Origin of the sequence: Actinokineospora terrae (genome assembly GCF_900111175.1) — a bacterium.
GTDB classification, from domain to species: Bacteria; Actinomycetota; Actinomycetes; order Mycobacteriales; family Pseudonocardiaceae; genus Actinokineospora; species Actinokineospora terrae.
Window position 1 is genome coordinate 1 of the sequence record NZ_FOGI01000014.1, and the last position, 24404, is coordinate 24404.

A 24404-nucleotide genomic window follows, 5' to 3' on the forward strand; every position below is an offset into this window, starting at 1 on the left:
CATCTCAAAGGAACCCACAAATGGGGTTCAATCATTCAAGCTCTACTGGCTTAAATCGGCACACTGTTGAGTTCTCAAACAACACACGCACATCCGAATCAACCGCCACCGAAGGGCGACCTCATCCGAGGCTGGTATTGCCTAGCAAGTTTGTTTACCCGACCGTACCCGTCCCGCGCTGGATCCGAGGACCCTTTTCCGGGAGGAGTCGATCGTGGTGACGTCGCAGAACACTACCCGGTTCGATTCGCGGTGTCAACCGCTCGACCCGTCTGTCTCTCGAGTCCGTCCCCGCCAGGCTCTTGCGTCCTGTTCCGTCCGGCGCTCCGTGCGACATGGAGAAAGTTACCCAGGTCGAATTCCAAAGTCAAATCGCCTGGTCAGCGGCTTGCGGGGGGTCGCAGCCACAGCGAGCGCACCCGCCCGGCGAGCACATCGGAGACGACGTCGGCGATAGCGGCGGGGTTGTCCTCGCCGACCCGCACGAGCTCGTAACCCCACGCCTCGAACTCGCTGAGCACGGTAGCCGGGTCGTCACCGAAACCGCTGGTCATCGCGCCGTCGAAGGCGAGGATGACGTTCGGCCGGTCCTTGCGCAGCCTGCGCACCAGACCCCCCAGGGCGCGGTGGCCGCGGCCCGGAATGTCCACTTTGACGACCGCCAACCGCTGCCCCTTGGTGGCCTCGATGGCGTCGAGCTCGCGGTCGAGCCGCACCGCGGCGACCGGTGATCCACTTTGTGTGTCCGTGGTCACTTCCTGCGGTTCGAGTGGACGGACCCCGTAGCCACCGCCCGACGCGGGTGTCCCCACCAGCGGGACCGCGCTGTCCCACGCCGCGGCCTGCAGGACGACGAGCCGGTCGGCGACGACATCGGCGACGTTCTCGGAGACGTTGTGGCGCAACAGTTTCACCGCCTCCGGGTCGGGCTCGACCACGACGACCGTTCCACTCGTGCCGAGTCGGCTGAGGACCCGGATCGCGTGGTAGCCGACGTAGGCACCCACGTCGAGGAACACCGTGTCGGGCTCGATGAGCGAGTCGACCAGCTCCGCGACATCTGGCTCCCACACCCCGTTGCTCGACAGAACGGCCGACATGACGCTGTCCTGCGCAGGTAGTCGCAACAGGCCCGCGTCACACAGAACCGGTGAGCTGGGGACATCGACGGAGACTCCGCGTTCGTGCTGCCGGACGACGACACGGCGAAGTGCGTCGGTAGCGCGAAGAGCCTGGTCAGCGGACCAAGAGCCCATCGTCAACCGAGTCTCGGCCTCGAGTTGCTGAGCGGCCAGGCGCGCCTCCAGTGCGTCCAACCTGGCGTTGCTCGCGGCTAGGGCGTCGGTCAACGCGCGTACCTCGACGGCGCTGTCGTGCTGTTCGCGTGTGGACAACTCGCGGACTTGCGAGCTGAGGTCGTCGACGACGCGCGCACCTGTCGCGGTCTCTCCCCGAAGGCGGACTACCTCGTCGCCGGTGGCGGAGACCTGCTTGCCGAGTTGACCCATCCGCTCGACGACGAGGTCGAGGTCGGCGCGGAGGAGATCCGCGTCCAAGCCCGCTCCCGCGCTGGAGAGCCTGTCTTGGCGTTCGACGAGTTCAACGGCTGTGCGCTCTATGCCGTCGATGAGTGACGCGAGTACCGAGGTCAGGTGCGCGTCGTAGTGGTTGAGCACGCGAAGGACGGCGCGGCGCAGTTGCGGGGCCATCGGGATCTTGTGCCCGACGTCGGTGTCCGGTCGCCTGTGCAGGGCATGCCGGGCAGCGCGTAGTGCGCGCAGTGGGTCGTCCTCGGTGGCAGCGGCTAGGGCGCGCCCCGCTCGCCAACTGCGGTAGGCGAGTTCGACTCGCCTACGCACGGCGGCGCCAGCGGCGGCGGGTGCCAACCGTTCGAGTACGTGGGTGCGGGCGGCTGAGCCGATCTTGTCGGCGGTCGCGGGATCGTCGACCAGGTCGCGGATGGCACCGGCGACCATGGTGTCCGCGGCGAACTCGTCGGTCGGCAGCGGGACGCAGCTGTCGGGTCCGAGCAGGTCAGCGGCTGTTCCCCCGGCGAGGGTGATGGTCGGGACGGCGCGCAGGGACACCTCTGCCAGCCAGCGGTTGACCCGTGCCGAGTCGGAGCTGTCGGGTTGGTCGAGCGAGATGACCCAGTTCGCGGCGTCGGCCACGGCGGTGAACGTCGATTCGTCGGAGACGAGTCGCACGCGGGAGTCGGCTGCCGCGGACAGGCGGAGACGTTCGGCGCCTTCGGAACGGGCGAGCGCCGTAGGCAGCAGGAGCACGAGGCGCACGTCTTCCCGGCCTGGGAAGGCTGCCGCGAATGCGGCGAGCAGGTCGTCGCCGCGATCGGCGAAGGCCACGAAGACGGACTCGTCACCCAACCCGAGTCGGTGTCTCGCGTGTTCACGCGCGACCTCGTCGCGCGCGCCAGGGTCGGGTAGCGGCAACGGAACCGTGTGTGTGGCGATGCCGTCTGGTGCGGGTGCGACGGTGGGCCAGACCAGCCATCGTTCGTCGGCACGGAACGGGATCGGGGCTAGGTCGTCGCGAATCGCGATGATGTGGCGCTGTCGTGGGAGTCCGCCTGGTCCTCCGCAGGCAAGGACCACCGGGTAGACGGGCTCATCGGAGATGGGTAGGCCTGACGCCTCGGCTGCCAGGCGGACGCGGTCGGCGAGCGGGCCGGAACCGACCACGGACACGCCGATCTGGTCGATCAGGGTGACGTCGACCGAGTGCTGACCTGGTACCGCGCGCTGGTGGAGGCGCCCGGCGAGCACGGCGTCGGTCGCGCACCAGTCGCGGTAGCCCGCGGCGTCGACCCCGAACGGCTCGGGGAAGCGTTCGCGCAGTTCAGGGTCGTCTTGCCAGAGCGCGAGTGCCCACCTGGTGGCGTCCGCGATACCGGGCTCTGGCGCGCACGCCCACCGAAGGAATCCAGCGGGCTCGACACCCGCGGCGGGAGGCGGGTCTTGGGTCGCTCTAGCCGCGCGGTACGCGGCTCGCAGTGGCGCGGGGAAGAGCGTGCCATCCGCGAGTCTGCCGAATCGGACCGTCGATTGCGGCAGCTCGTACACGTCATCGAGCTCGGTGGCATAGTCGGTGACGACCGCGGCCAACAGCGGATGCTCTGAGAGGAGAACTCTCGGGTGGTCAGTGATGTCAGCGGTAAGAAGCCACGGTTTGGCGGGGTCGAAGCCTTGGAATGTAGCCGTGCGCAACGTCGTCGCGCCGGCGGTGAGGTTACCGGCGGCGTCACGGGCTAGAGCGCGTTGTGCGGCGTTCCACCCGGATAGCCCTAGGCCCGGATCACGGAGAACGTGGTGGTCGGCCATGGCGGGGGCACCGTCGAGGAACGCCCCCGCGCGCGCTGGATCGTTCAGGCAGGCTTCCGCCCACGCGTGCAGGAACGGTTCCGCGCCGTGGCTGACGGCGATGAGGCCGTCGTCGTAGATCCCGGCGGTGAGCAGTTCCTGCTGGGTGGGGCGCAGGCCGTCCGCGGGCAGTGGCCGCAGCACCCTGGGCACCAGGACGACGGCCGCTTGGTCGAGCGGTGCCGTCATCGCGGCCGCGAACGGCGCGTAGACCCTGGTCCAGGGCGCCAGGTAGACCACCGGGCAGGTGTGGTCGACCAGCAGCGACTCCAGCAGCCGGGGGCGCAGCGCGGCGCAGGCCTCCACCGCGGTGTGGCCGGTGGCCAGGTCAGCCAGCTCGGCCGGGTGGACGCCGATGTCCTCGGGCACCAGCACCCCGTCGGATCGCTCGCCGTCGACCAGCAGGGTCACGAACCGGGCACCGGGGTGGTGGTCGAGGAACGTCCTGGCCGCCAACCGCGCGGCAGGCAGGTCCTGCGCGGCCACCGCGGTACAGGCGATCACGGTCACGGCGTCGGGGGGCACGTCGGGCACCCGGTCAACCTAGTGGCTCAACGGCCGCCCGTGGGCCTACCAGTCGAGCGAAAGGGTGATCCGCCTAGAGCATCGGGAGGAGAGTTCGCAGCTCATAAGGGGTGACGCTGCGGCGGTATGTGTCCCATTCGGTTCGCTTGTTGCGCAGGAAGTAGTCGAAGACGTGCTCGCCGAGCGTCTCGGCCAGCAGCTCGGAGTTCTCCATCTCGGCCAGTGCCTCGCCGAGGTTCTGCGGCAGGTTCGCGTAGCCTGCGGCGCGGCGCTCGGCGTCGGACAGCGACCACACGTCGTCCTCCGCGGCGGGGGGCAGCGGGTAGCCCTCTGCGACGCCCTTGAGGCCCGCGGCGAGGATGACCGAGAACGCCAGGTACGGGTTGCAGGCGGAGTCGAGGGACCGGATCTCGACTCGACGCGACGAGGCCTTGGTCGGCGAGTACATGGGCACGCGGACCAGGGCGGACCGGTTGGCGTGTCCCCAGCAGACAGCTGTAGGGGCCTCACCACCGACGATGAGCCTCTTGTACGAGTTCACCCACTGGTTCGTTACGGCTGAGATCTCGCGTGCGTGCTTGAGCAGGCCCGCGACGAACGCCTTACCGGTTGCCGATAGCTGATACGGGTCTTCGTTGTCGTAGAAGGCGTTGCGGTCGCCTTCGAACAGGCTCACGTGGGTGTGCATGCCAGAGCCGGGCTGCTCGGAGAACGGCTTGGGCATGAAGGACGCGAAGACGCCCTGGGTGAGCGCGACCTCTTTGACCACGTACCGGAAGGTCATGACGTTGTCGGCCATGGTGAGGGCGTCGGCGTAGCGCAGGTCGATCTCCTGCTGGCCGGGGGCGCCCTCGTGGTGGCTGAACTCGACCGAGATGCCCATCGCCTCGAGGGTCTCGATGGCGTGCCTGCGGAAGTGCGTGGCGGTGGCGTGGCTGGCCTGGTCGAAGTAGCCGCCGTTGTCGGCGGGGGTCGGCTCGCTCCCGTCGTGCGGCAGGTCGTTGAGCAGGAAGAACTCGATCTCGGGGTGCACGTAGCAGGTGAACCCGGCCTCGCTGGCCTTCGACAGCGTGCGGCGCAGCACGTGCCGGGGGTCCGCCCAGGACGGTGAGCCGTCCGGCATGGCGATGTCGCAGAACATCCGCGCCGAGTACGGCTCGCCATCCGGGGTCTCCCAGGGCAGCACCTGGAAGGTCGCCGGGTCGGGCTTGGCGATCATGTCCGACTCGTACACCCGGGAGAAACCCTCGATCGCCGAACCGTCGAACCCGATGCCCTCGGCGAACGCGCCCTCCAGCTCGGCTGGCGCTACCGCGACGGACTTCAGGAAGCCGAGCACGTCGGTGAACCACAACCGGACGAAGCGGATGTCGCGTTCTTCGAGCGTGCGCAGGACGAACTCTTGCTGGCGATCCATGTGCGCAGCGTAGACATCAACTGGTGGTGCGCGCCTTATCGAGCCGCTGTGAGGTGATGCGCAGTGACATGAAGGCCGCGATCGCGCACAGTCCGCCCGCGACGTACCAGGCGGGGTCGTAGCTGCCGTGGTGGTCGCGGGTGAGTCCGGCGCCGACTGCCGCGAGCGCGGCGCCGACCTGGTGGGAGGCGAAGACCCAACCGAACACGATGGGTCCGTCGTGGCCGTAGACCCTCCTGCATAGGGCCACCGTGGGCGGAACTGTGGCGACCCAGTCGAGGCCGTAGAAGACGATGAACGCCCACATGGGTGGTTCGGTCGTGGCGGCGAACAGCTGCGGCAGGATCAACAGGGACGCGCCGCGCAGGGTGTAGTAGGCGCCGAGCAGGTAGCGCGGGTCGATCTTGTCGGTGAGCCAACCTGACGCGATGGTGCCGATGACGTCAAAGAGACCAACTAGGGCCAAGAGGCCTGCCGCGGTCGTTGTGGGCATTCCGTGGTCGTGGGCGGCGGGCACGAAGTGGGTGCCGATGAGCCCGTTGGTCGAGGCGCCACAGATGGCGAAGCCGCCCGCGAGGAGCCAGAAGGTCCCGGTGCGGGATGCCTGGCCGAGCACCTGGAGGGCGCGGGTCGCGGTCCGCCCGCTGGTGGCGGGGATCGGGTCCTCGTTGCCGGTGGCGCCGTAGGCGGTGGTGCCGACGTCGCTGGGCTTGTCCCGGAGCGCGATGAGGACAAGTGGGACGACCGCGAGCGCGGTGAAGGAGATGGCGAGCGACGCCGTGCGCCATCCACTGTGGGTGGCGAGCTGGGCCACCACCGGCAGGAACACGAGCTGTCCGGCCGCGCCCGCCGCGGTGAGGACACCGCTGACGAGGCCCTGGTGCCTGACGAACCACCGGGAGGTGACGGTGGCGACGAAGGTCAGCGCCATGGCGCCGGTGCCGACTCCCACGAGGACGCCCCACAGGAGTAGGAGCTGCCAGCTGGAGTTCATGAAGATGGTGAGTCCACTACCGGCGGCGACCAGGACAAGTGCTCCGGAGACGACTCTGCGCATTCCCAGGCGCTCCATGAGCGCGGCGGCGAACGGCGAGATCAGTCCATAGAGGAGCAGGTTGATGCTGACGGCGGTGGAGATGGTCGCTGTGGACCAACCGAACTCGCGGTGCAGGGGGTCGATCAGCACGCTGGGTGCCGCGCGGAACCCCGCGGCGCCGACCAGGGCGACGAACGCGACGCCCGCGACGAACCAGGCCCAGTGCGGCCGCCGGACCCGGATCTGTGTCTGTGTCACGGCGTCCAGGGTGCGGTGTCAGCGCCGTCGCGGCCTAGTGGCCTGATTGCCAATATGTGCAAGGATCTGGCCATGGTGCACCGGGTGGCAGTGCTGGCGATCGACGAGGCGGTCGGCTACGACCTGACGATCCCGCCGCAGGTGATGCGGGCCGCGGTCGACGCGGGCGGCACCCCGCTCTACGAGGTGGTGGTGTGCGGGGTCGACGCGAAGCCGGTGCGGATGACGACCGGGTTCACCGCGCTGCTCGACCACGGGCCGGAGGCGCTGGAGACCGCGGACACGGTGATCGTGCCCGGCACCCGCTCCCCCGGGCCGCGGCACCTGGGCACCCTGCCGGGTGACATCGCGGACGCGTTCGCGCGGGTGCGGCCGGGCGCGCGGGTGATGTCGATCTGCACCGGGGCGTTCGTGCTCGGCGCGGCCGGCCTGCTCGACGGGCGGCCCGCGACGACGCACTGGAAGTTCGTCGACGAGTTCCGTGCGCTCTACCCGTCGGTGCGGCTGGACCCGGACGTGCTGTTCGTCGACGACGGTGACGTGCTGACCTCGGCGGGGCTGGGGGCGGGCGTGGACCTGTGCCTGCACGTCATCCGCACGGACTTCGGCAGCGAGGTCGCGAACCGGGCCGCCCGGTACTGCGTGGTGCCCCCGTGGCGGGAGGGCGGCCAGTCGCAGTTCATCGATCGCCCTTTGCCCGAGGGCGGCTCCGACGGTGTCGCACCCACCCGCGCGTGGGCGCTGGCGAGGTTGGACGAGCCGTTGGAGTTGGCGGCGATGGCCGAACACGCCGCGATGAGCGTGCGCACGTTCTCTCGGCACTTCCGGGCCGAGACAGGGCTATCGCCCGGGGCGTGGTTGATCCAGCAGCGCATTCGGCTGGCCCGGCAATTGCTGGAGACGACAGACCTACCGGTCGACCAGGTTGCCGAGCGTGCCGGGCTTGGTAGCGCCACCTCATTGCGGCAGCACCTGCGGACCGCGATAGGCGTGTCTCCGCTGGTCTATCGAAAGATGTTCCGGCCTAGCTCATCGCAGGGATGAGTGCGCGGTCGAGGTTCCACTCGATCAGGTCCATGCGCTCCGACAGCCGGTAGAGGAAGTCCTCGAAGTCGCGGCTGTGGTCGGGGCACACCAGCGCCTCGGTGGCGCCCACCGCCTGCTCGATGAACCGGGACGAGACGCGCCGCAGCCCGAGCGACGGGGTCTGGTCGACCCAGGCGAGCAGCTGGTCGCGCATCGCCGGGTCGGCGCAGTGCACCGCGACCAGGCGGCGCCTGCGCAGGGCGAGGGTGAGGTCGGTGCCGGCGAACCGGGTCGCGTGGTCGGCGCGGCGGACGACGGCCGCGATCTCCTCGAAGCCCTCCTCCACGATCGAGCCCATCCCCGGCACCGAGGTCATCTCGGCCGCCGTCAGCTGGCCCTGGGCCAGCGGCCTGCAGGCGAACGGGGCGGCCAGGTAGCCGACCATCCGCCCGGCCAGCGGTCCGACCTGGTCGGTGACCTCGAGGAACACCACGGACGCGTAGGGGACGAGGTCGGCCCACACGATGGCCCGGGCCTGGTCGAGAGCTACGTCACTCAATGAACACCTACCACTCCGCCTTGTCGCCTGCACGACCTACCTTGACTCCCCATTTGGGGGAACTCAAGCACTCTCAGCGACGAACACTCGAAAGGTTGAAACTTGTAACAGGTGTCGGTGCGGCGGCCCTGTGGACAACTCCCGCGGCCCTCAGGCCGGTCCGCCTACGATCTGGGCCATGGTCAAGCGTGGGTGGGTCGGAGCGGTCCTGGCAGTGGTCGGGCTGCTGGTCGCGGGGTGCACGTCGGACGAGCCGAGCGGGGGCGGCGGCACCCTGCCGGACGGGGCGGCGCTGGTGCGCGACGCCGCGGCGGTGACGAAGGGGATCAAGAGCGCGCACTTCGCGCTGAAGGTCAACGGGTCGGTGTCGGCCATCCCGGTGCAGAACGCCGAGGGCGACCTCACCAGGGAGGGCGGGCCGTCCGGCGCCGCCAAGGGCACGGTGAAGCTGACGCTGCTCGGCCAGCTCATCGAGGGCGAGTTCGTGCTGGTCGACGACTCGCTCTACATCAAGGGCCCGACCGGGGGCTTCCAGAAGTACCCGGCGTCGCTGAGCTCGAACATCTACGACCCGTCGGCGATCCTCGACCCGGACAAGGGCATCGCCAACGTGCTCGCCAAGATCCAGAACCCGCGCACCGACGCCAAGGAGTCGGTCGACGGCGTCTCCGCCTACAAGGTGTCCGGCAAGGTCACCAAGGACGTCGCGAGCGCGCTGGTGCCCGGCGTCAACAGCGATGTGGACATCAGCGTGTGGGTGCGCGAGGACAACAAGCAGCCGGTCAAGGCGTCGGTCAAGCTGCCGGGCGGTGAGGGGCAGACCGCGACGGTCGACCTGACGCTGTCCGACGTGGACAAGCCGGTGACGATCACCGCGCCATGAGCAGGGGACGCACGGTAGCGATCAGCGCGGGCGCGCTCGCCGTGCTGCTGGGCGCGCTGGACACCTACGTGGTGGTCAGCGTGCTGCGGCAGATCATGGGTGACCTGGAGATCGCGGTGAACCGCCTCGAACTCCTCACCCCCATCATCACCGGCTACCTGCTCGGCTACATCGCGGCGATGCCGCTGCTCGGGCAGGCGTCGGACCGGTTCGGCCGCAAGCTGGTGCTGCAGCTGTGCCTGGTCGGGTTCCTGGCGGGCTCGGTGGTCACCGCGATGGCCGAGGACCTGCCGACGCTGGTCGCGGGTCGGGTCGTCCAGGGCATCGCCAGCGGCGCCCTGCTGCCGGTGACCATGGCCTTGGCGGCCGACCTGTGGGACGAGCGCCGCCGCTCGACCGTGCTGGGCACCGTGGGCGCCGCGCAGGAGTTGGGCAGCGTCATCGGCCCGCTCTACGGGGTGGCGCTGGCCGCGCTCCCCCTGTGGTCCGACGCGTTCGGCATCACGGGCTGGCGGGGCGTGTTCTGGGTGAACGTCCCGTTGGCCGTGATCGCGATGGTGGCGATCCAGTTCACCGTGCCCGCGCACCGCAAGGCGGCCGACCCGATCCGGGTCGACGTGGTCGGTGGGTTGCTGCTCGCCGTCACGCTCGGCCTGGCCGTGGTCGGTCTCTACAACCCGGACCCGCGCAATGCCGTGTTGCCGCCGTGGGGGCTACCGGTGCTGATCGGGGCAGCAGTGGCGTTGGTCGCGTTCCTGCTGTGGGAGCGGCGCTCTAGGTCCAAGCTGATCGACCCTGCCGGCGTGGACATGCGCGTGTTCTTGGCTGCTCTAGCGGTATCCGCGCTCGCTGGGTCGGCGTTGATGGTGACGCTGGTGGACGTGGATCTGTTCGCGCAGGCGCTTCTCGGTAAGGACGACGAGGGCGGTGTCCTTCTCCTGCTGCGGTTCCTGATAGCGCTACCTGTCGGCGCGGTCGTCGGTGGTGTCTTGGCTGGGCGGTTCGGCGAGCGCGTTGTGACGGCGGTGGGCATGGGCATCGCCGCAGTGGGGTACCTGCTGATGTCGCAGTGGCCGGTGAACCCGGTCGCGTCGACATCGCTGCTCGGGCTGTCGCGAGTGGACATCGATCTGGTGGTCGCCGGGCTCGGGTTGGGGCTGGTGATCGCGCCGCTGTCGTCGGTGGTGCTGCGGGTGGTCCCGGCGGAACGGCACGGGGTGGCCTCGGCGGGCGTGGTGGTCGCGCGGATGACGGGGATGTTGGTGGGTGTCGCCGCGCTGTCGGCGTGGGGGCTGCACAGGTTCCACACGCTGACGGCGTCGTTGGTGGTACCGCTGCCGTGGGGGAAGACAGCGGAGGTAGCTCAACGGGAGCAGCGCGAGTACCTGGACGCGTTGCAGTCGGCGTTGCTGACCCAGTTCACGGATATCTTCTTGATCACCGCGGTGTTGTGCGCGGTGGGCGCCGGGGTGGCCTTGCTGCTGCGGGTCAGTGTTCCGGAAGGGGGAGGCCCAGTTGGGCGACGGGGTGTGGCAGCGGATTCGGGGGTTTGAGGAACGGTTCGCCCGAGCCCAGGCCTCCGAGGTAGTGGAGCTGGGGTGGGGGTACGCGGTGCTGCAGAGCGAGTTCACGGCGTCGTGGCACCACAACCGGGTGATCGTCACCGGGGACGTCGACCCGGGTGCGGTGGCGGCGACCGCGGACGAGGTGTTGGGCGGCCGAGGGCTCGGCCACCGGTTGGTGCAGTTCGACCGGGACGAGCAGGGGGCCGCGGCGGTGCGGGCGTTCGCCTGCTACCAGGTCCACGAGCGGATCGTGACGATGGCGCACTCCGGGGAGTTGCCGCCCCGCACGAGCACCGGGGTCGAGGCGTTGTCGGTGGCCGAGTTGGTCCCGTCGCTCATCGCGGACTGGCGGGCGGACTACCCGGACGACACCGCGGAGCAGATCCGGGAGCTGGCTGAGCGGATCACGCTGTACGAGCGCGGAGCCGACGTCACGTTCCTCGGTGTGCGGGACGACGAGGGTGACGTCATCGCGCGCGGTGAGCTGTACATCGCCGATGGGGTCGCGCAGTTCGAGAACGTGATCGTGCGGCCGGAGCACCGGGAGAAGGGGCTGGGTCGGCAACTCGTCTTAGAGGCGCTGCACCGGTCCGCGGCCGCTGGGGCTGACGTGTGGTTCTTAATCGCGCAGGCCGAGGACTGGCCGCGTGGGTGGTACGAGCGGTTGGGCTATCGCTCAGGGCCGGTGGTGCACGTCTACCAGCGGATGCCTAGCAGATGAGGTCCTTGGCAGGGAGCTTCAACTCCACCAGGTAGTCCACTCCGGCGTTGTCGACACAGGACGAGCCTTCGAGGAAGGCCGTGTGCTGGGTGGCCCGGTAGGTGATGAGCCGCCCGTTGAGGTCCTTGGCCAGGTTCACGCCCGCCTCGTACGGGGTCGCCGGGTCGCCGGTGGTGGAGATGACCAGCAGGGTGGGGATGCCCGCCACCTTCGGCTGGTGCGGCTCGCTGGTGTTGGGCACCGGCCAGAACGCGCAGGTGTCCAGGGCGGGCAGCGGCGGGTCGGTGTCGGCCATGAAGGTGCCCTTGGTGCCCTCGGCGATCTGCTGGGCAGTCGCGGCGAGCTGGCCGCGGTCGGTGATCCTGGGCTCGTCGACGCAGCGGATGGCGGTGAGGGCGGCCATCAGGTTCGTGTACTCGCCCTTGTCGTCGCGCCCGAGGTAGGCGTCGGCGAGCAGCAGCAGGGTGTCGCCCTTGCCCTCCGCCAGCTCCTCCAGCGCCTGGGTGAGGACCGGCCAGTACTCGTCGTTGTAGAGGGCGGCGGCGATGCCGGTCGAGGCGTCGCTGAGCGACAGCGACCGGTCGCCGACCCGCAGCGGCTTGTCCTCCAGCGGCCGGATCAGCGATTCGAGCTGCGGCTTGCCGGTGACCTTGCAGCGCCCGCACTGGCCGAAGTAGGCGTCGAGGGCCTGCTCGAAGCCCTTGACCTGGTTGATGCCCTGCCGCACCGGGTCCTCGGTCGGGTCGACGGCGCCGTCGAGGACCATCGAGCGGATGTTGCCGGGGAACGCCTCGGCGTAGGCGGTGCCGATCCGGGTGCCGTAGGAGTAGCCCAGGTAGTCGAGCTTCTCCTCGCCCAGCGCCGAGCGCAGCACGTCCATGTCGCGCACCACGTCGCGGGTGCCCACGTTGGCGAGCACCTCGGCGCCGCCGCTGCGCTGGACGCACTTGTCGGCGAACTGCTTGTTCTCCGCCTCCACCTCGGGGACGGTGTCGAGCGAGGGAGCGACGCGCTCGGCGTCCATCTCCGCGTCGTCGAGGCACTCGATCCTCGGCTCGCTGGCCCCGACGCCGCGCGGGTCGAACCCGACGATGTCGAAGCGCCGCACCAGGGCGGTCTTCTTGGCCTTGCCCGCGATGTAGGACGCCGCCGACATGCCGGACCCGCCCGGCCCGCCGGGGTTGATGATCAGGGAGCCGACCTTCTCCCCGCTCGCGCGCAGGCGCAGGACGCCGACCGCGATGGTGCGGCCGTCCGGCTTCGCGTAGTCCAACGGGACGCTCAGCAGCGAACACTCCGCGCCCTTGGCGGTGAAGGCGCTCTTGCTCTCGTCGTCGTGGATCATCGACCGGCAGTCGCGCCAGGTCAGGGGTTGGCCGTAGAAGCGCTCCAGGCCCGCGGGCACGGGGCCCTTGGGGCCGAGCTGCTCGGACACGCCCGCGGTCGGGGTACCGGTGATGGTGGTGGTGCAGCCGCTCACCACGAGTGCGGCCGCCGCCAACACGATCACGCGAGATGTACGCACGTCCCCATACTGTCAGGCCGAGCAGCGGACGCCCTCTTGTGGCAACCGGAGCTCGGTGAGGTAAGCGGAGCCCGCGTCATCTACACAGCGAACACCCTGCAAGAACGCGGTGTGCTGAGTGGCCTCGTAGGTGAGCAACCTGCCGCCTAGCGCCTTGGCCAGCGCAACACCGGCTTCGTAGGGCGTGGCCGGGTCACCGGTTGTGGAGATGACCAGCACCGACGGGAGGCCTTCCACGGACGGTAGGTGCGGGGTGCTGGTCGTAGGCACAGGCCAGAAAGCGCAGGCGTCGAGAGCGTCCGAGGCGGGCTTACCGTCGTCTAGGAACGGAGCGGCCTGCTTGTAGCGCTGCTGGGCCTCTAACACTGCCGCGCGGTCGGTGACACGGGTGTCATCGACGCAGCGGACGGCTACGAACGCGTCCTGGGTGGTCGTGTACCGGCCGTTCTTGTCCCGTTCAAGGTAGGCGTCGGCTAGAGCCATGAGCGTGTGTGACCGGTTCTGCTTCAGTTCGTTCAGACCGGTGTTGAGCAGCTCCCACAGCTGCTCTGAGTACAACGCCTGGGTGACGCCGGTAGTGGCGTCCGAGTACGACAGCCGCCGCCCGTCGCCGGTCTCGATCGGGCGCTCCGCGAGCGGGCGGACGAGGGTGTGGAAGGCGCGCAGTGCCCGGGTGGCGTCGCGGCCGAGCGCGCAGTCCTGCCGCTGGACGCACCAGGCGACGAAGTCGGTGAACGCCGACTGGAACCCGGTGGCCTGCGCGACCAGCTCGGCCACCGCGTCCTGCGTCGGGTCGACGGCGCCGTCGAGGACCATGGCGCGGACACTGCCGGGGAACGCCTCCGCGTAGGTGCTGCCGATCCGGGTGCCGTAGGAGTACCCCAGGTAGGTCAACTTCTCGTCGCCGAGCGCGGAGCGCAGCACGTCCAGGTCGCGGGCGACGTCGCGGGTGCCGATGTTGGCCAGCATCGCCGCGCCCTTGCCGGTGCGCTCGGCGCACTTGGTCGCGTAGTCGCGCTGGTCGGCCTCGGCCTTGGCCACGCCTCGGGGCGAGGTGTCCAGCTCGTCGTCGTCGGCGCGCTCGGCGTCGCGCTCGGCATCGGTCAGGCAGCGCACCACCGGTTCGCTCGACCCGGTCCCGCGCGGGTCGAAGCCGACGAAGTCGAACCGCTTGTTGAGCCCGCCGACACCGGACAGACGGGCTGCGGTGGACAATCCGGACACACCGGGGCCGCCGGGGTTGATGACCAGTGAACCGATCCTGTTGCCATCATCAGTTGCCGGTTTTCGCGACAGGCCGAGTGTGATCGTGTCGCCGCCGGGCGCGGTGTAGTCGAGCGGCACGGTCAGCCGCGCGCACCGCAGGCCAGGGGCGCGTAGGGTCTGCCTGTCGGCGTCGGTTCGCGCGTAGGGAGCACAGTCCTCCCAGGTCAACGGTTGGCCGTAGTACCGTTCAAGCCCGACGGGCACGGCACCGCGAGGCCCGCGCTGTTCGGTCACCGGCGCGGGGGGTTCGTCAGCCGAACAGGCCGCGAGCGTGCTCGCGGCCAGGGCGAGCACGGCAACCAGAGCACTCGCGACCGACCTCCGCACCGAAGTGATCCTGCCACCCGGATGCGGAACTCACCTGCCGTGCTGCACCGTTAGGTGGCAGGGCGAGAATTGCGTCACGTGGTCGACGAGGGAAGAGGTGGCCGGAGACGTGGCTGCGTTTCTGACACGGGTCAAGAGCGGGTTCCAACGCCTGTTGGAGCGCCCGTCGACCGTCGACCTCAAGAAGTACGCCGAGGTGTTGACCTCGATCGAGTGGCGCGAGGAGCGGGTCGCCAAGCTCGACGACGGCGAGCTGACCGAGGCCGCCACCGCGCTGCGCGAGAAGCTGGCGGGCACCGCGAAGGACATGGACAGCCAGGCCATGGTCGAGCTGTGCGCCCTCGGTCGCGAGGCGGCCCGGCGGGCGCTGGAGCAGCGGCCGTACGACATGCAGCTGGTCGGCGCGATGGAGCTGCTGCACGGGCGGATCGTGGAGATGGGCACCGGTGAGGGCAAGACCCTCGCGGGCGCGCTGGCCGCCGCCGGGTACGCGCTGCAGGGCCGGTCGGTGCACGTCATGTCGGTCAACGACTACCTGGCACGCCGCGACGCGGAGTGGATGCGGCCGGTCTACGAGCTGCTCGGCGTGTCCGTCGGCTGGGTCGACCAGGAGTCCAGCCCGGAGCACCGGCGCGACGCCTACGCCGCCGACGTGACCTACGGCGCGGTCAGCGAGATCGGCTTCGACGTGCTGCGCGACCGGCTGTGCGTCGACCCGGAGGAGCTGGTGCAGCGCACGCCGGACGTGGCGCTGATCGACGAGGCCGACTCGGTGCTGGTCGACGAGGCGCGGGTGCCGCTGGTGATGGCCGGGTCGACCGACGACAGCCAGGGCGACCCGGAGGTGGCGCAGGTCGTGCGGGCGCTGCGCCCCGGGCAGCACTACGAGCGCGACGAGGACAATCGCAACGCGTGGCTGACCAGCCGCGGCGCGAAGGTCGTGGAGAAGGCCCTCGGCGACATCGACCTGTACTCCGGCGACCACTCCGACCGGCTCGCGGCCGTCAACGCCGCCCTGCACGCGCACGCCCTGCTGCAACGCGACGTCGACTACATCGTCCGGGACGGCAAGGTCCACCTGATCAACACCTCGCGCGGCCGGATCGCACTGCTGCAGCGCTGGCCGGACGGGTTGCAGGCGGCGGTGGAGGCCAAGGAGCGGCTCAAGCCGACCGAGAGCGGCGAGGTGCTCGACTCGATCTCCGTGCAGGGCCTGGTCGGCCGGTACAAGCGGGTGTGCGGGATGACCGGCACCGCGCAGGCCGTCGCCGAGCAGCTGCGGGAGTTCTACGAGCTGAAGGTGTCGGTGATCCCGCCGAACAAGCCGTGCGTGCGCGAGGACGAGCCGGACCGGGTCTACGAGACGGTCGAGGCCAAGGAAGCCGCGCTGGTCGCCGAGATCGTCGAGCAGCACAAGACCGGGCGGCCGATCCTGGTCGGCACCATGGACGTCGCCGAGTCCGAGCGCATCGCCGACAAGCTCACCGAGGCGGGCGTGTCCAGCGTCGTGCTCAACGCGAAGAACGACGCCGAGGAGGCCGCGATCGTGGCCGAGGCGGGCGCGCTGGCCGCGGTGACGGTGTCGACGCAGATGGCCGGGCGCGGCACCGACATCCGCCTCGGCGGCGCCGAGGGCGACACCGACGACCACGACAAGGTGGCCGACCTGGGCGGCCTGTACGTGATCGGCTGCGGCCACTACCCGTCGAGCCGCCTGGACAACCAGCTGCGCGGCCGCTCCGGGCGCCAAGGCGACCCCGGCGGGTCGGTGGTGTTCGCGAGCCTCACCGACGACCTGGTCAACCAGTACGCCCCGGACGCGGCAGCGGGCACGGACCCGGACGACGACGGCAAGTACGACGACGACCCGACCGCGCGGCGGTTCATCGAACACGCCCAACGCGTCGCCGAGGGCGTCAACATCGACATCCACCGCAACACGTGGCGCTACACGCGGCTGATCGAGCACCAGCGCGGAATCGTGCTGGCCTACCGCGACGACGTCCTGAACTCGGACCTGGCGGCGCGACAGCTGAAGGAACGCGTCCCGGAGAAGTGGTCGGACCTCGACGACGCGGTGCTGGAACGGGCGGCGCGGCACGTGCTGCTGTTCCACTTGGACAGTCGGTGGTCGCAGCACCTGGCGTACCTGTCGGACGTGCGGGAGACGATCCACCTGCGCGCCCTGGCCAGGGAAACACCGATCGACGAGTTCCACCGGGCGGCGATCGGCGAATTCCGGGGGCTGCTGAAGGAAGTCGGCGACTTGGCGGCGGAAACCTTCGAGACGGCTGAGGTGACTGCCGACGGGGTGGACCTGGATCAGGCGGGGTTGCGGCGGCCTACGTCCACTTGGACTTACATGGTGCATGACAACCCGTTCGACTCTGATGCTGAGCAGGCGCTGCAACGGGTGCGGGCTTCGTTGAAGAAGGTCAAGGCCGCGAAGAGCTGAGGTTCGCTGCGCTGGGGGCCTTCGGGCTGCCTGGGACTTTGTCCACCGTGGGGCTTTGCGGTGCTTGGCGGGTGGTTCGACCAGGCGATTTCCGTTGGGCAGCACCATAATCTTCACCCGGTCCAGCGACAGAAGTTGTCCACATGTGGATCTTCGGGGCCCTGTTTGAAGATCGACTGTCGGGGGGTGCCGATAGACTGGCACTGGGACGCCCCCCGGAGAGGGTGGGGGCTGGGGCAGGACTGGCGTGCGCGCGCGAGGCGGTTGGGGCGGGGTAAGAGTTTCGGTGTGGGGCAAGGGAAGAGGTACCGAGTGGGGCTCGATGCGGCGTATGTGGCGCGGTGTCGGGTGGGGGCCCGGCGCGGTGTAAGCGACGCGGTATCGGGTCGGCGTCGGCAGGGCGTGGCGACGCGGAGTCGGGTCGGGGGTCGGTGTGGCGTAGGCGAAGCCGAGCTGGGTGGGGGCCTCGGCGTGGCGTAGGCAAAGCGGTGCCGGGTCAGGAGTCGGTGTGGCGTGGGCGAAGCCGCGCTGGGTGGGCGGCTCGACGCGGCAAATGCGACGCGGGGTCGGGTAGAGGACGGCGCGGTGTAAGCGACGGGTATCGGGTCGGCGTCGGCAGGGCGTGGCGACGCGGACTCGGGTCAGAGGCCGATGTGGCGTAGGCGAAGCCGAGCTGGGTGGGGGCCTCGGCGTGGCGTAGGCAAAGCGGTGCCGGGTCAGGAGTCGGTGTGGCGTGGGCGAAGCCGCGCTGGGTGGGCGGCTCGACGCGGCAAATGCGACGCGGGGTCGGGTAGAGGACGGCGCGGTGTAAGCGACGGGTATCGGGTCGGCGTCGGCAGGGCGTGGCGACGCGGACTCGGGTCAGAGGCCGATGTGGCGTAGGCGAAGCCGAGCTGGGTGGGGGCCTCGGCGTGGCGTAGGCAAAGCGGTGCCGGGTCAGGAGTCGGTGTGGCGTAGGCGAAGCCGAGCTGGGTGGGCGGCTCGACGCGGCATATACGACGCGGTGTCGGGTGAGGGGTCGGCGCGGTGTAAGCGGCGCGGTATCGGGTGGGAGCTCGACACGGTGTGAGCGACGCGGTATGGGGGCATCGGTCGGCGTGGCGCAAGTGGGGCGGAGTCGGGTCAGCGGGGCGTGAGTGAGGTGGTCGGGCGAGGGGTCGGCTTGGTCTAAGAGGGCAGGGGAGATGGAGTGCTTGGTGGGCGTCAGGGTGGCGCGGCGGTGAAGGATAGGAGCTGGCGGCGGGCTGGCGACGTAAGAGGGTGCGCGAATGCGGGGCTATGCGGGGGCCGCGTTGGTTAGGGCTGTGGTGAGAGCCGCTCGGGCAGTGGTGAGGGATGGGCCGTACCAGGTTAGGTAGCGGCCGGTTATCAGGACGGAGCGTTTGGTGGGGAACCAGTTGGGGCCGTCTTCGGGGGTGAACTCGTAGGGTTCGTCGGGGAGGATGGCCAGGTTTGCGGGGGTTGCGTTGAGGGCTTCGAGGGTGGGTCTGGGGTAGCGCTCGGGGTCGGTGGCGTAGGCGTTTCTTACGCCTAGGCGTAGGAGGACGTCTCCGGCGAAGGTGTCCCGGCCGACCACGACCCAGGGTTTGCGCCAGACCGGGATGATCGCGGTGGCCCAGGCCGGGGTCGTGGGGGCCCAGATCTCGTCGGCCTCGGCGAGCCAGGCCGGGGAGGCGCCCAGGGCCTCAACAAGGCGCCGGGTGGAGGCGAGGCCCGCGAGGACGGTGGTGGGCGCGTCGGTCACCCAGACCGGGATGCCCGCGTCGCGCAGTGCGGTCGCGTCGGCGAGGCGGTTCTCCTCGGTGTTGGTGATGACCAGGTCCGGGGCGAGGTCGCGCAGCGCCGCCAGGTCCGGGTACTTCGACCCGCCGACCCTCGGGACGTCCAGGGTCGGCGGGTGGGTGCAGTAGTCGGTGGCGCCGACCAGCAGGCCGGGGGCCGACACCGCGACGGCCTCGGTCAGCGACGGCACCAGGCTGACCACGCGGCGGAACGAGCCGACCGACCCCAGCGCGGTGCCGTGGTCGTCGACCGCGTCAGACATCGGTGATCCGCAGACCCGCGTGCGACTTGTACCGGCGGTTGATGGCGATCAGGTTGGCGGTGAACGCCTCGACCTGGTGGGCGTTGCGCAACCGGCCGCCGTAGACGCCGCGCATGCCGGGGATGGCGTCGGCGAGGGCGCGCACGGTGTCGGTGGCCTCGCGGTCGTCACCCAGGACGAGGACGTCGATGTCGACCTCGGCCACCGACAGGTCCCCGAGCAGCACGGCCGACACGTGGTGGAACGCCGCCGTGACCCGCGAGTCCGGCAAGGTCAGCTCCGCCTGCTGCGCCGCGCTGCCCTCGTCCACCGGCAGCGCGAACGGTCCCTGCTTGTCGAAGCCCAGCGGGTTCACGCAGTCGATGACGATCTTGCCTGCGAGCTGCCCGCGCAGACCCTCCAGCAGCTCCCGGTGCCCGTCCCACGGCACGGCGACCAGCACGACATCCGCGTCCGCCGCACACCCGGCGTTGTCGAGCCCGGTGACGTGCTCGACCCCAGCCGCCTCCCGCAACTCCGCCGCCGCCGCCTCGGCCCGCTCGGCCGCACGCGACCCCAGGACGACCGGGATCCCCGCCTTGGCCCACCGCAACGCCAACCCACGCCCCTGCGGCCCGGTCCCCCCGAGCACCCCGACCTTGACCTGCCCCAACTCCGTCACCCGCGACCCCTTCCCGTGAACACTCCCCCAACCGTAGCGACCAACCCGCCCCCACCCCCGACTCAGCGGCCAACCTCACCTCACCGCCCCCGGTCCAGTGTGGACCCCCCACCGCGATCCCTCTTACCTCCGGCAAGCCCCCTAGCCCGACCCACTTCTCTTGCCCCGCACCAAACCCTTACCCCGCACCAGCCGCCTCGCGCGCGCACGCCAGTCCTGCCCCAGCCCCCACCCTCTCCGGGGGGCGTCCCAGGTCCCAGCCTACCGGGAGCCGCCGACAGAGGATCTTGGAACGGGCGGGCGAAGATCCAGATGTGGATAACTTTTGTCGCTGGACAGGGTGAAGATTTGGGTGAGGGGAAGAGAGAACCTGCTGGTCAGAGCGCCAGGCACCTGCGAAGGCCTGCTGCGCGGTCCAAGTCGGTTCGAGAGAGGTCCAGTGGGGCGGCAAAGAGGGTTTGAGCGTCCACAGTGGACAAACAAGTGCCGAGAGTCAGGCGCGTTCGAAGGTGAGGCGGCGGGTTTCGGGGTTCACGGCGGTGAGGCGGACTCGGACCGGTTGGCCTTCGCGGAGGTTCTCGGCTGTGGCTTTGGCCAGGACGGGTGGGGTGGGGATGAAGATCTCGGCGACGGTGGCTTCGGCGCGCAGGACGACGGCGTCGAACTCGGTGCCGATGGAGTTGGCGAGGACCCAGGCCTCGACCTGGTCCAGGCACGCGCGGTCGACCTTGGCGGCGAGCGAGTCGGAGGTCTCCATGAGGCCGGGCAGCGACGGCAGGGCGTCGTGCACCCAGGTGGGGATCGGGTCGCCCGCGCAGACCGCCAGGCAGATCTCGGTCGCGAAGCGGTCGACCAGGCGCCGCAGCGGGGCCGTGACGTGGGCGTACGCGGCGGCGATGCCCGCGTGGGTGGTCAGTTCCGGCAGGTCGCCGTCGAACACCGTGTAGCCCGCGCCGCGCAGCAGGCGGGTGGCGTCCATGAACAGGGCCAGGGCGGCGGGGTCGGCCGGGTCGAGGCCCGCGAGGAGTTCGGCCGTGCTGGTCCCAGCGGGCCAGTCGATGCCCAGCGCCTCGGCTGAGCGGTGGAGCCACTCGGTGGCGTTGTCGTCGGCGGACGGCAGGGTTCGCAGGACCCCGACCTTCGCGCGCAGCATGATCTGTGCCGCGCACATGCCGGTGAGCAGCGACAGCTCGGCGTTCCACGCGTCGACCGCGGTCCGCGTGCGCAGCACCAGCCCCCAGGAGTCGCCCACCTCGTCGACGTCCTGCTCGGGCAGTTGCAGCTCGACCGCGCCCCGCTTGATCGCCAACGCGCGTCGCAGCGACCCCACCTCGGGCAGCAACTGCACGGACGGGTGAGCCCGGCCCGCGTCGATGTCGGCCTGCACGGTCTCGTAGTCGAACTGGGCGACCGACCGGATCCACGCCCGACGCACGTCCGCGGCGACCGGCTGCCCCTCCCCGTCGAGGTCGATCGTCCACAGCGCGGCCGGGCGGCGCTCGTCCGGCAGCAGGCTTGCCGCGCCCTCCGACAGCACGGTCGGGTGCAAGGGGACGTTGCCGTCCGGCAGGTACATCGTCTGACCGCGCTCACGGGCGACCTTGTCGAGCGCGCCCCCTGGCACCAAGAACGCGCCGAGGTCAGCGATCGCGTAGTGCAGCCGGTAGCCCTTGTCGAGACGAGTCAGGCACAACGCCTGGTCGAGGTCCTTGGCGCCGGGTGGGTCGATGGTGACGAACGGGATGTCGGTCGCGTCCACCCGCGAGCCGCGCGGACCGTCCGACACCGCCTGCTCCGCCTCGGTCAGCGCGGCCGGGGGGAACTGGGTGGGGAGGTCGAAATCCGCGCGGACCCGCGCGAAGTCGGTCCCGATCGCCGCGGAGTCCACGGGGGAACCCTAACCGGTGACCGGGACCGGCGGCGATCGGTCAGCTGCCCTCGCGCCACGCGTTGGTGATCGGCAGCCTGCGGTCCCGGCCGAACGCCCGGAAGCTGATCTTGGTGCCCGGCGGGTACTGGCGCCGCTTGTACTCGGCGCGGTCGACCATGCGCAGCACCCGGTCCACCACCTCGGCGGCGAACCCGGCCGCGAGCAGGTCCTGGTAGCCGCGGTCGCCCTCGACGTAGTCGTCGAGCACGGCGTCGAGCAGCGCGTAGTCGGGCAGCGAGTCGCTGTCGAGCTGGCCGGGGCGCAGCTCGGCCGACGGCGGCTTGGTGATCGAGCCCTCGGGGATCGGCGGCACCTCGCCGCGCTTGTCGGCCTCGGCGTTGCGCCAGCGGGCCAGCTCCCAGACCAGCGTCTTGGGCACGTCCTTGATCGGGGCGAAGCCGCCGACCGCGTCGCCGTAGATCGTGGAGTAGCCGACCGCGAGCTCGGTCTTGTTGCCGGTCGCCAGCACCAGGTGGCCGTGCTGGTTGGACAGCCCCATCAGCGTGACGCCGCGGCAGCGGGCCTGCACGTTCTCCTCGGCGAGCCCGGTCAGCCCCAGGTCGCCGACGAACACGTCGACCATCCGCGCGATCGGCTGGACGCTGTAGTGCAGACCGGTGCGGTCGGCCAGGTCCTTGGCGTCGGACTTCGAGTGCTCCGAGGAGTAGCCCGAAGGCAGCGAGACGCCGTGCACCGCGTCAGCGCCGAGAGCGTCCACTGCGAGGGCAGCGACAACGGCGGAGTCAATGCCACCGGACAGGCCCAGTACTACCGAGCGGAAGCCGTTCTTGGTGACGTAGTCGCGCAGACCGGTCACCAGCGCGGCCCACACCTCAGCCTCTTCGGGCAAAGCCTCGGCGATGGTCGACGGGATGGCCTCGTAGCCGGGCACGGGCTGGTTGGAGATGGTGGTGCGGCGGACGGCGAACTCGTCGTCGGCCTCGGCGTCGGTCCGCGCGGCGCCCCCGGGCAGGTCGAGGTCGACCACGGCCAGGTGCTCGACGAACTGCGGCGCCCTGGCCAGCAGCGCGCCGTCCGCGCCGACGACCATCGAGTCGCCGTCGAAGACCAGGTCGTCCTGGCCGCCGACCTGGTTGACGTACACCAGCGGCGCCCCGGCCTCCGCGGCGCGGCGGGCCACCAGCGGCAGCCTGGCGTCGTCCTTGTGGCGCTCGTACGGCGAGGCGTTCGGGGCGACGACCAGGTCGACCCCGGCCCGACCCAGCGCGGCGATGGGGCCGCCTTCCTGCCAGATGTCCTCGCAGATGACCATGCCGACCTCGAGGCCTCGGACGCGCACGATGTCGAGGGTGTGCCCGGGCTTGAAGTAGCGGCGCTCGTCGAAGACGCCGTAGTTGGGCAGGTGGTGCTTGAACTGCCGCGCGACGACCTGGCCCCCGTGCAGCACGGCCGCACCGTTGCGCGGTCCCTCCGCGTCCTGCTCCAGGTAGCCGACGTAGGCGGGCAGGTCGCCGCAGCCCGCGTCGGCGAGATCGGCCGCGAGGCGGGTCAGCGCGTCCTTGGCGGCCGCGGCGAACGACTCGCGCAGCGCCAGGTCCTCCACGGGGTACCCGGTCAGCACCATCTCCGGGAAGACGACCAGGTGCGCCCCGGCCTCCGCGGCCCGGCGCGCCCAGGCCACGACGGTGGCGGCGTTGCCGCCGAGATCGCCCACGGTGGGGTTGACCTGGGCCAGTGCGATACGGAGCTGCGGCATGTCCTCATCCTCCACCATGTTTTCGCCTGAGAGGCGAAAATACGGGTCCCGGGTGAGGAACACCATAGGTCCTGGGGTGCTGACCTGGGAATCAGCGGAACTCGTCGGTCGCGGCGCGCAGGGCGTCGAGCACGCCGGGGTCCGCGGTGGAATGACCCGCCCGGGGGAGGATGGTCAGCCGCGCGGACGGCCACGCGGCGGCCAGGAGCCAGGCGGAGGCGGGCGGGCAGACGGCGTCGTAGCGGCCCTGGACGATGCGGCCGGGGATGCCCGCGAGCAGGTGGGCGTCGCGCAGCAGTTGGTCCTCGGCCAGCCAGCCGCCGTTGGCGAAGTAGTGCAGGGCGAGCCGGGCGAACGGGACGGCGAACGCCGGGTCCGCGTACTGGGCGATCAGGGCCGGGTTGGGCACGAGCGACACCGTGGCGCCCTCCCAGTTGCTCCACGCCGTCGCCGCTCCGGCCCGGACGTCGGGGTCCGGGCTGGAGATCAGCTCCTGGTAGACCGCCAGCGGGTCGTGGCCGGGCGGCACCAGGCGCAGGAAGTCCGCCCATGCCTCGGGGAAGATCGCGCCCGCGCCGCCGCGGTAGAGCCAGTCCAGTTCCGCGGGCCGCAGCAGGAAGACGCCGCGCAGGATGACCTCGGTGACCCGGTCGGGGTGGCGTTGCGCGTACGCGAGGGCCAGGGTCGCGCCCCACGAGCCGCCGAAGAGCTGCCAGCGGTCGATCCGCAGGTGCTCGCGGAGCCGTTCCAGGTCGGCGACGAGGTGCCAGGTCGTGTTGGTCGCCAGGCTCGCGCCGGACCCGTCGACCGGTGGCCAACTGCGGCCCGACCCGCGCTGGTCGACCAGCACGATCCGGTACGCCGACGGGTCGAAGTGCCTGCGCTGCACCGGGTGCGTGCCCGCGCCGGGGCCACCGTGCAGGACGACGACGGCTTGCCGCGCGGGTTGCCGCTGACCTCCCAGTAGACCCGGTGCCCGTCGCCGACCTCGAGCATGCCCCGGTCGTGCGGCTCGACCGGCGGGTACAGGGACTGCATGACGTCCATGCTGCCCTACCCCCCACCGTCAGCGTTCGTGCCCCGGGACCGTCCCAGTTGGACTCGGGCTGCGG

The 24404-nt window shown here is 70.4% G+C and carries 15 protein-coding genes and 1 pseudogene; 5 read left to right on the plus strand and 11 right to left on the minus strand.

Annotated elements, in window-relative coordinates; all coding sequences use genetic code 11:
* Positions 1 to 380: 380 nt before the first annotated feature.
* The 3 genes from BMY07_RS27830 to BMY07_RS27840 all read right to left on the minus strand — a co-directional run bounded on the left by BMY07_RS27830 (position 381) and on the right by BMY07_RS27840 (position 6613).
* Positions 381 to 3911 (minus strand): FkbM family methyltransferase, encoded by a 3531-nt coding sequence (locus BMY07_RS27830; protein ID WP_092785222.1) that lies wholly within the window; start codon positions 3909 to 3911, stop codon positions 381 to 383.
* Positions 3912 to 3975: 64 nt separating this feature from the next.
* Positions 3976 to 5319 carry a type I glutamate--ammonia ligase gene (glnA, locus tag BMY07_RS27835; protein ID WP_092785225.1) on the minus strand — a complete coding sequence of 448 codons (1344 nt, stop codon included), beginning with the start codon at positions 5317 to 5319 and terminating at the stop codon, positions 3976 to 3978.
* 16 nt (positions 5320 to 5335) lie between these two features.
* Positions 5336 to 6613, minus strand: coding sequence for an MFS transporter (locus BMY07_RS27840; protein ID WP_092785228.1), 1278 nt, complete (start codon positions 6611 to 6613; stop codon positions 5336 to 5338).
* A 54-nt stretch (positions 6614 to 6667) separates the two neighbouring features.
* Between BMY07_RS27840 and BMY07_RS27845 the strand changes: the two genes are divergently transcribed.
* Positions 6668 to 7657 carry a GlxA family transcriptional regulator gene (locus BMY07_RS27845; RefSeq protein WP_245782703.1) on the plus strand — a complete coding sequence of 330 codons (990 nt, stop codon included), beginning with the start codon at positions 6668 to 6670 and terminating at the stop codon, positions 7655 to 7657.
* Here the strand turns inward: BMY07_RS27845 and BMY07_RS27850 are convergent.
* The gene (locus BMY07_RS27850; protein ID WP_092785233.1) at positions 7638 to 8198 is read right to left on the minus strand and encodes a hypothetical protein; all 561 of its coding nucleotides are present in this window, start codon (positions 8196 to 8198) and stop codon (positions 7638 to 7640) included. The two genes, BMY07_RS27845 and BMY07_RS27850, sit on opposite strands and share 20 nt — an antisense overlap.
* 178 nt (positions 8199 to 8376) lie before the next feature.
* On the opposite strand from BMY07_RS27850, the gene BMY07_RS27855 reads away from it, so the two are divergent.
* From BMY07_RS27855 to BMY07_RS27865, 3 genes are read left to right on the plus strand one after another with little or no spacing between them, the layout of a single operon-like run.
* A complete protein-coding gene (locus BMY07_RS27855; protein ID WP_092785236.1) occupies positions 8377 to 9081 on the plus strand; it encodes an LppX_LprAFG lipoprotein in 705 nt (234 codons plus the stop codon).
* A complete protein-coding gene (locus BMY07_RS27860; RefSeq protein ID WP_092785239.1) occupies positions 9078 to 10634 on the plus strand; it encodes an MFS transporter in 1557 nt (518 codons plus the stop codon). The genes BMY07_RS27855 and BMY07_RS27860 overlap by 4 nt, the downstream gene beginning before the upstream one ends.
* Positions 10597 to 11367, plus strand: coding sequence for a GNAT family N-acetyltransferase (locus BMY07_RS27865; RefSeq protein ID WP_143073679.1), 771 nt, complete (start codon positions 10597 to 10599; stop codon positions 11365 to 11367). The genes BMY07_RS27860 and BMY07_RS27865 overlap by 38 nt, the downstream gene beginning before the upstream one ends.
* Here BMY07_RS27865 and BMY07_RS27870 read toward each other — a convergent pair.
* Positions 11357 to 12892, minus strand: a complete 1536-nt coding sequence (locus tag BMY07_RS27870) for an alpha/beta hydrolase (protein ID WP_245782704.1) — start codon at positions 12890 to 12892, stop codon at positions 11357 to 11359. The two genes, BMY07_RS27865 and BMY07_RS27870, sit on opposite strands and share 11 nt — an antisense overlap.
* A 12-nt stretch (positions 12893 to 12904) precedes the next feature.
* On the minus strand, positions 12905 to 14485 hold the full coding sequence (locus BMY07_RS27875) for an alpha/beta hydrolase (RefSeq protein ID WP_092785245.1): 1581 nt from the start codon (positions 14483 to 14485) through the stop codon (positions 12905 to 12907).
* A gap of 109 nt (positions 14486 to 14594) precedes the next feature.
* On the opposite strand from BMY07_RS27875, the gene secA2 reads away from it, so the two are divergent.
* On the plus strand, positions 14595 to 16940 hold the full coding sequence (secA2, locus tag BMY07_RS27880) for an accessory Sec system translocase SecA2 (RefSeq protein ID WP_092785248.1): 2346 nt from the start codon (positions 14595 to 14597) through the stop codon (positions 16938 to 16940).
* A gap of 1276 nt (positions 16941 to 18216) precedes the next feature.
* Here secA2 and BMY07_RS27885 read toward each other — a convergent pair.
* The 5 genes and pseudogenes from BMY07_RS27885 to pip all read right to left on the minus strand — a co-directional run bounded on the left by BMY07_RS27885 (position 18217) and on the right by pip (position 24330).
* A complete protein-coding gene (locus tag BMY07_RS27885) occupies positions 18217 to 18984 on the minus strand; it encodes a helical backbone metal receptor (RefSeq protein WP_092785251.1) in 768 nt (255 codons plus the stop codon).
* Complete coding sequence (npdG, locus tag BMY07_RS27890; protein WP_092785253.1) at positions 18977 to 19645, minus strand: NADPH-dependent F420 reductase; 669 nt, start codon at positions 19643 to 19645, stop codon at positions 18977 to 18979. Before npdG ends, BMY07_RS27885 begins: the two co-directional genes overlap by 8 nt.
* 493 nt (positions 19646 to 20138) lie before the next feature.
* The gene (locus BMY07_RS27895) at positions 20139 to 21533 is read right to left on the minus strand and encodes an RNB domain-containing ribonuclease (protein ID WP_092785256.1); all 1395 of its coding nucleotides are present in this window, start codon (positions 21531 to 21533) and stop codon (positions 20139 to 20141) included.
* 40 nt (positions 21534 to 21573) lie between these two features.
* On the minus strand, positions 21574 to 23292 hold the full coding sequence (locus tag BMY07_RS27900; protein WP_092785259.1) for an NAD+ synthase: 1719 nt from the start codon (positions 23290 to 23292) through the stop codon (positions 21574 to 21576).
* A 91-nt stretch (positions 23293 to 23383) separates the two neighbouring features.
* Positions 23384 to 24330, minus strand: a pseudogene (gene pip, locus BMY07_RS27905) (prolyl aminopeptidase).
* Between the last annotated feature and the right edge of the window lie 74 nt (positions 24331 to 24404).

Coding starts and splice junctions, on each gene's coding strand:
- BMY07_RS27860 (WP_092785239.1), top strand. CDS start 9,078: ATGAGCAGGGGACGCACGGTAGCGATCAGCGCGGGCGCGCTCGCCGTG.
- BMY07_RS27855 (WP_092785236.1), top strand. CDS start 8,377: ATGGTCAAGCGTGGGTGGGTCGGAGCGGTCCTGGCAGTGGTCGGGCTG.
- BMY07_RS27900 (WP_092785259.1), bottom strand. CDS start 23,292: ATGCCGCAGCTCCGTATCGCACTGGCCCAGGTCAACCCCACCGTGGGC.
- BMY07_RS27885 (WP_092785251.1), bottom strand. CDS start 18,984: ATGTCTGACGCGGTCGACGACCACGGCACCGCGCTGGGGTCGGTCGGC.
- glnA (WP_092785225.1), bottom strand. CDS start 5,319: ATGGATCGCCAGCAAGAGTTCGTCCTGCGCACGCTCGAAGAACGCGAC.
- BMY07_RS27845 (WP_245782703.1), top strand. CDS start 6,668: ATGTGCAAGGATCTGGCCATGGTGCACCGGGTGGCAGTGCTGGCGATC.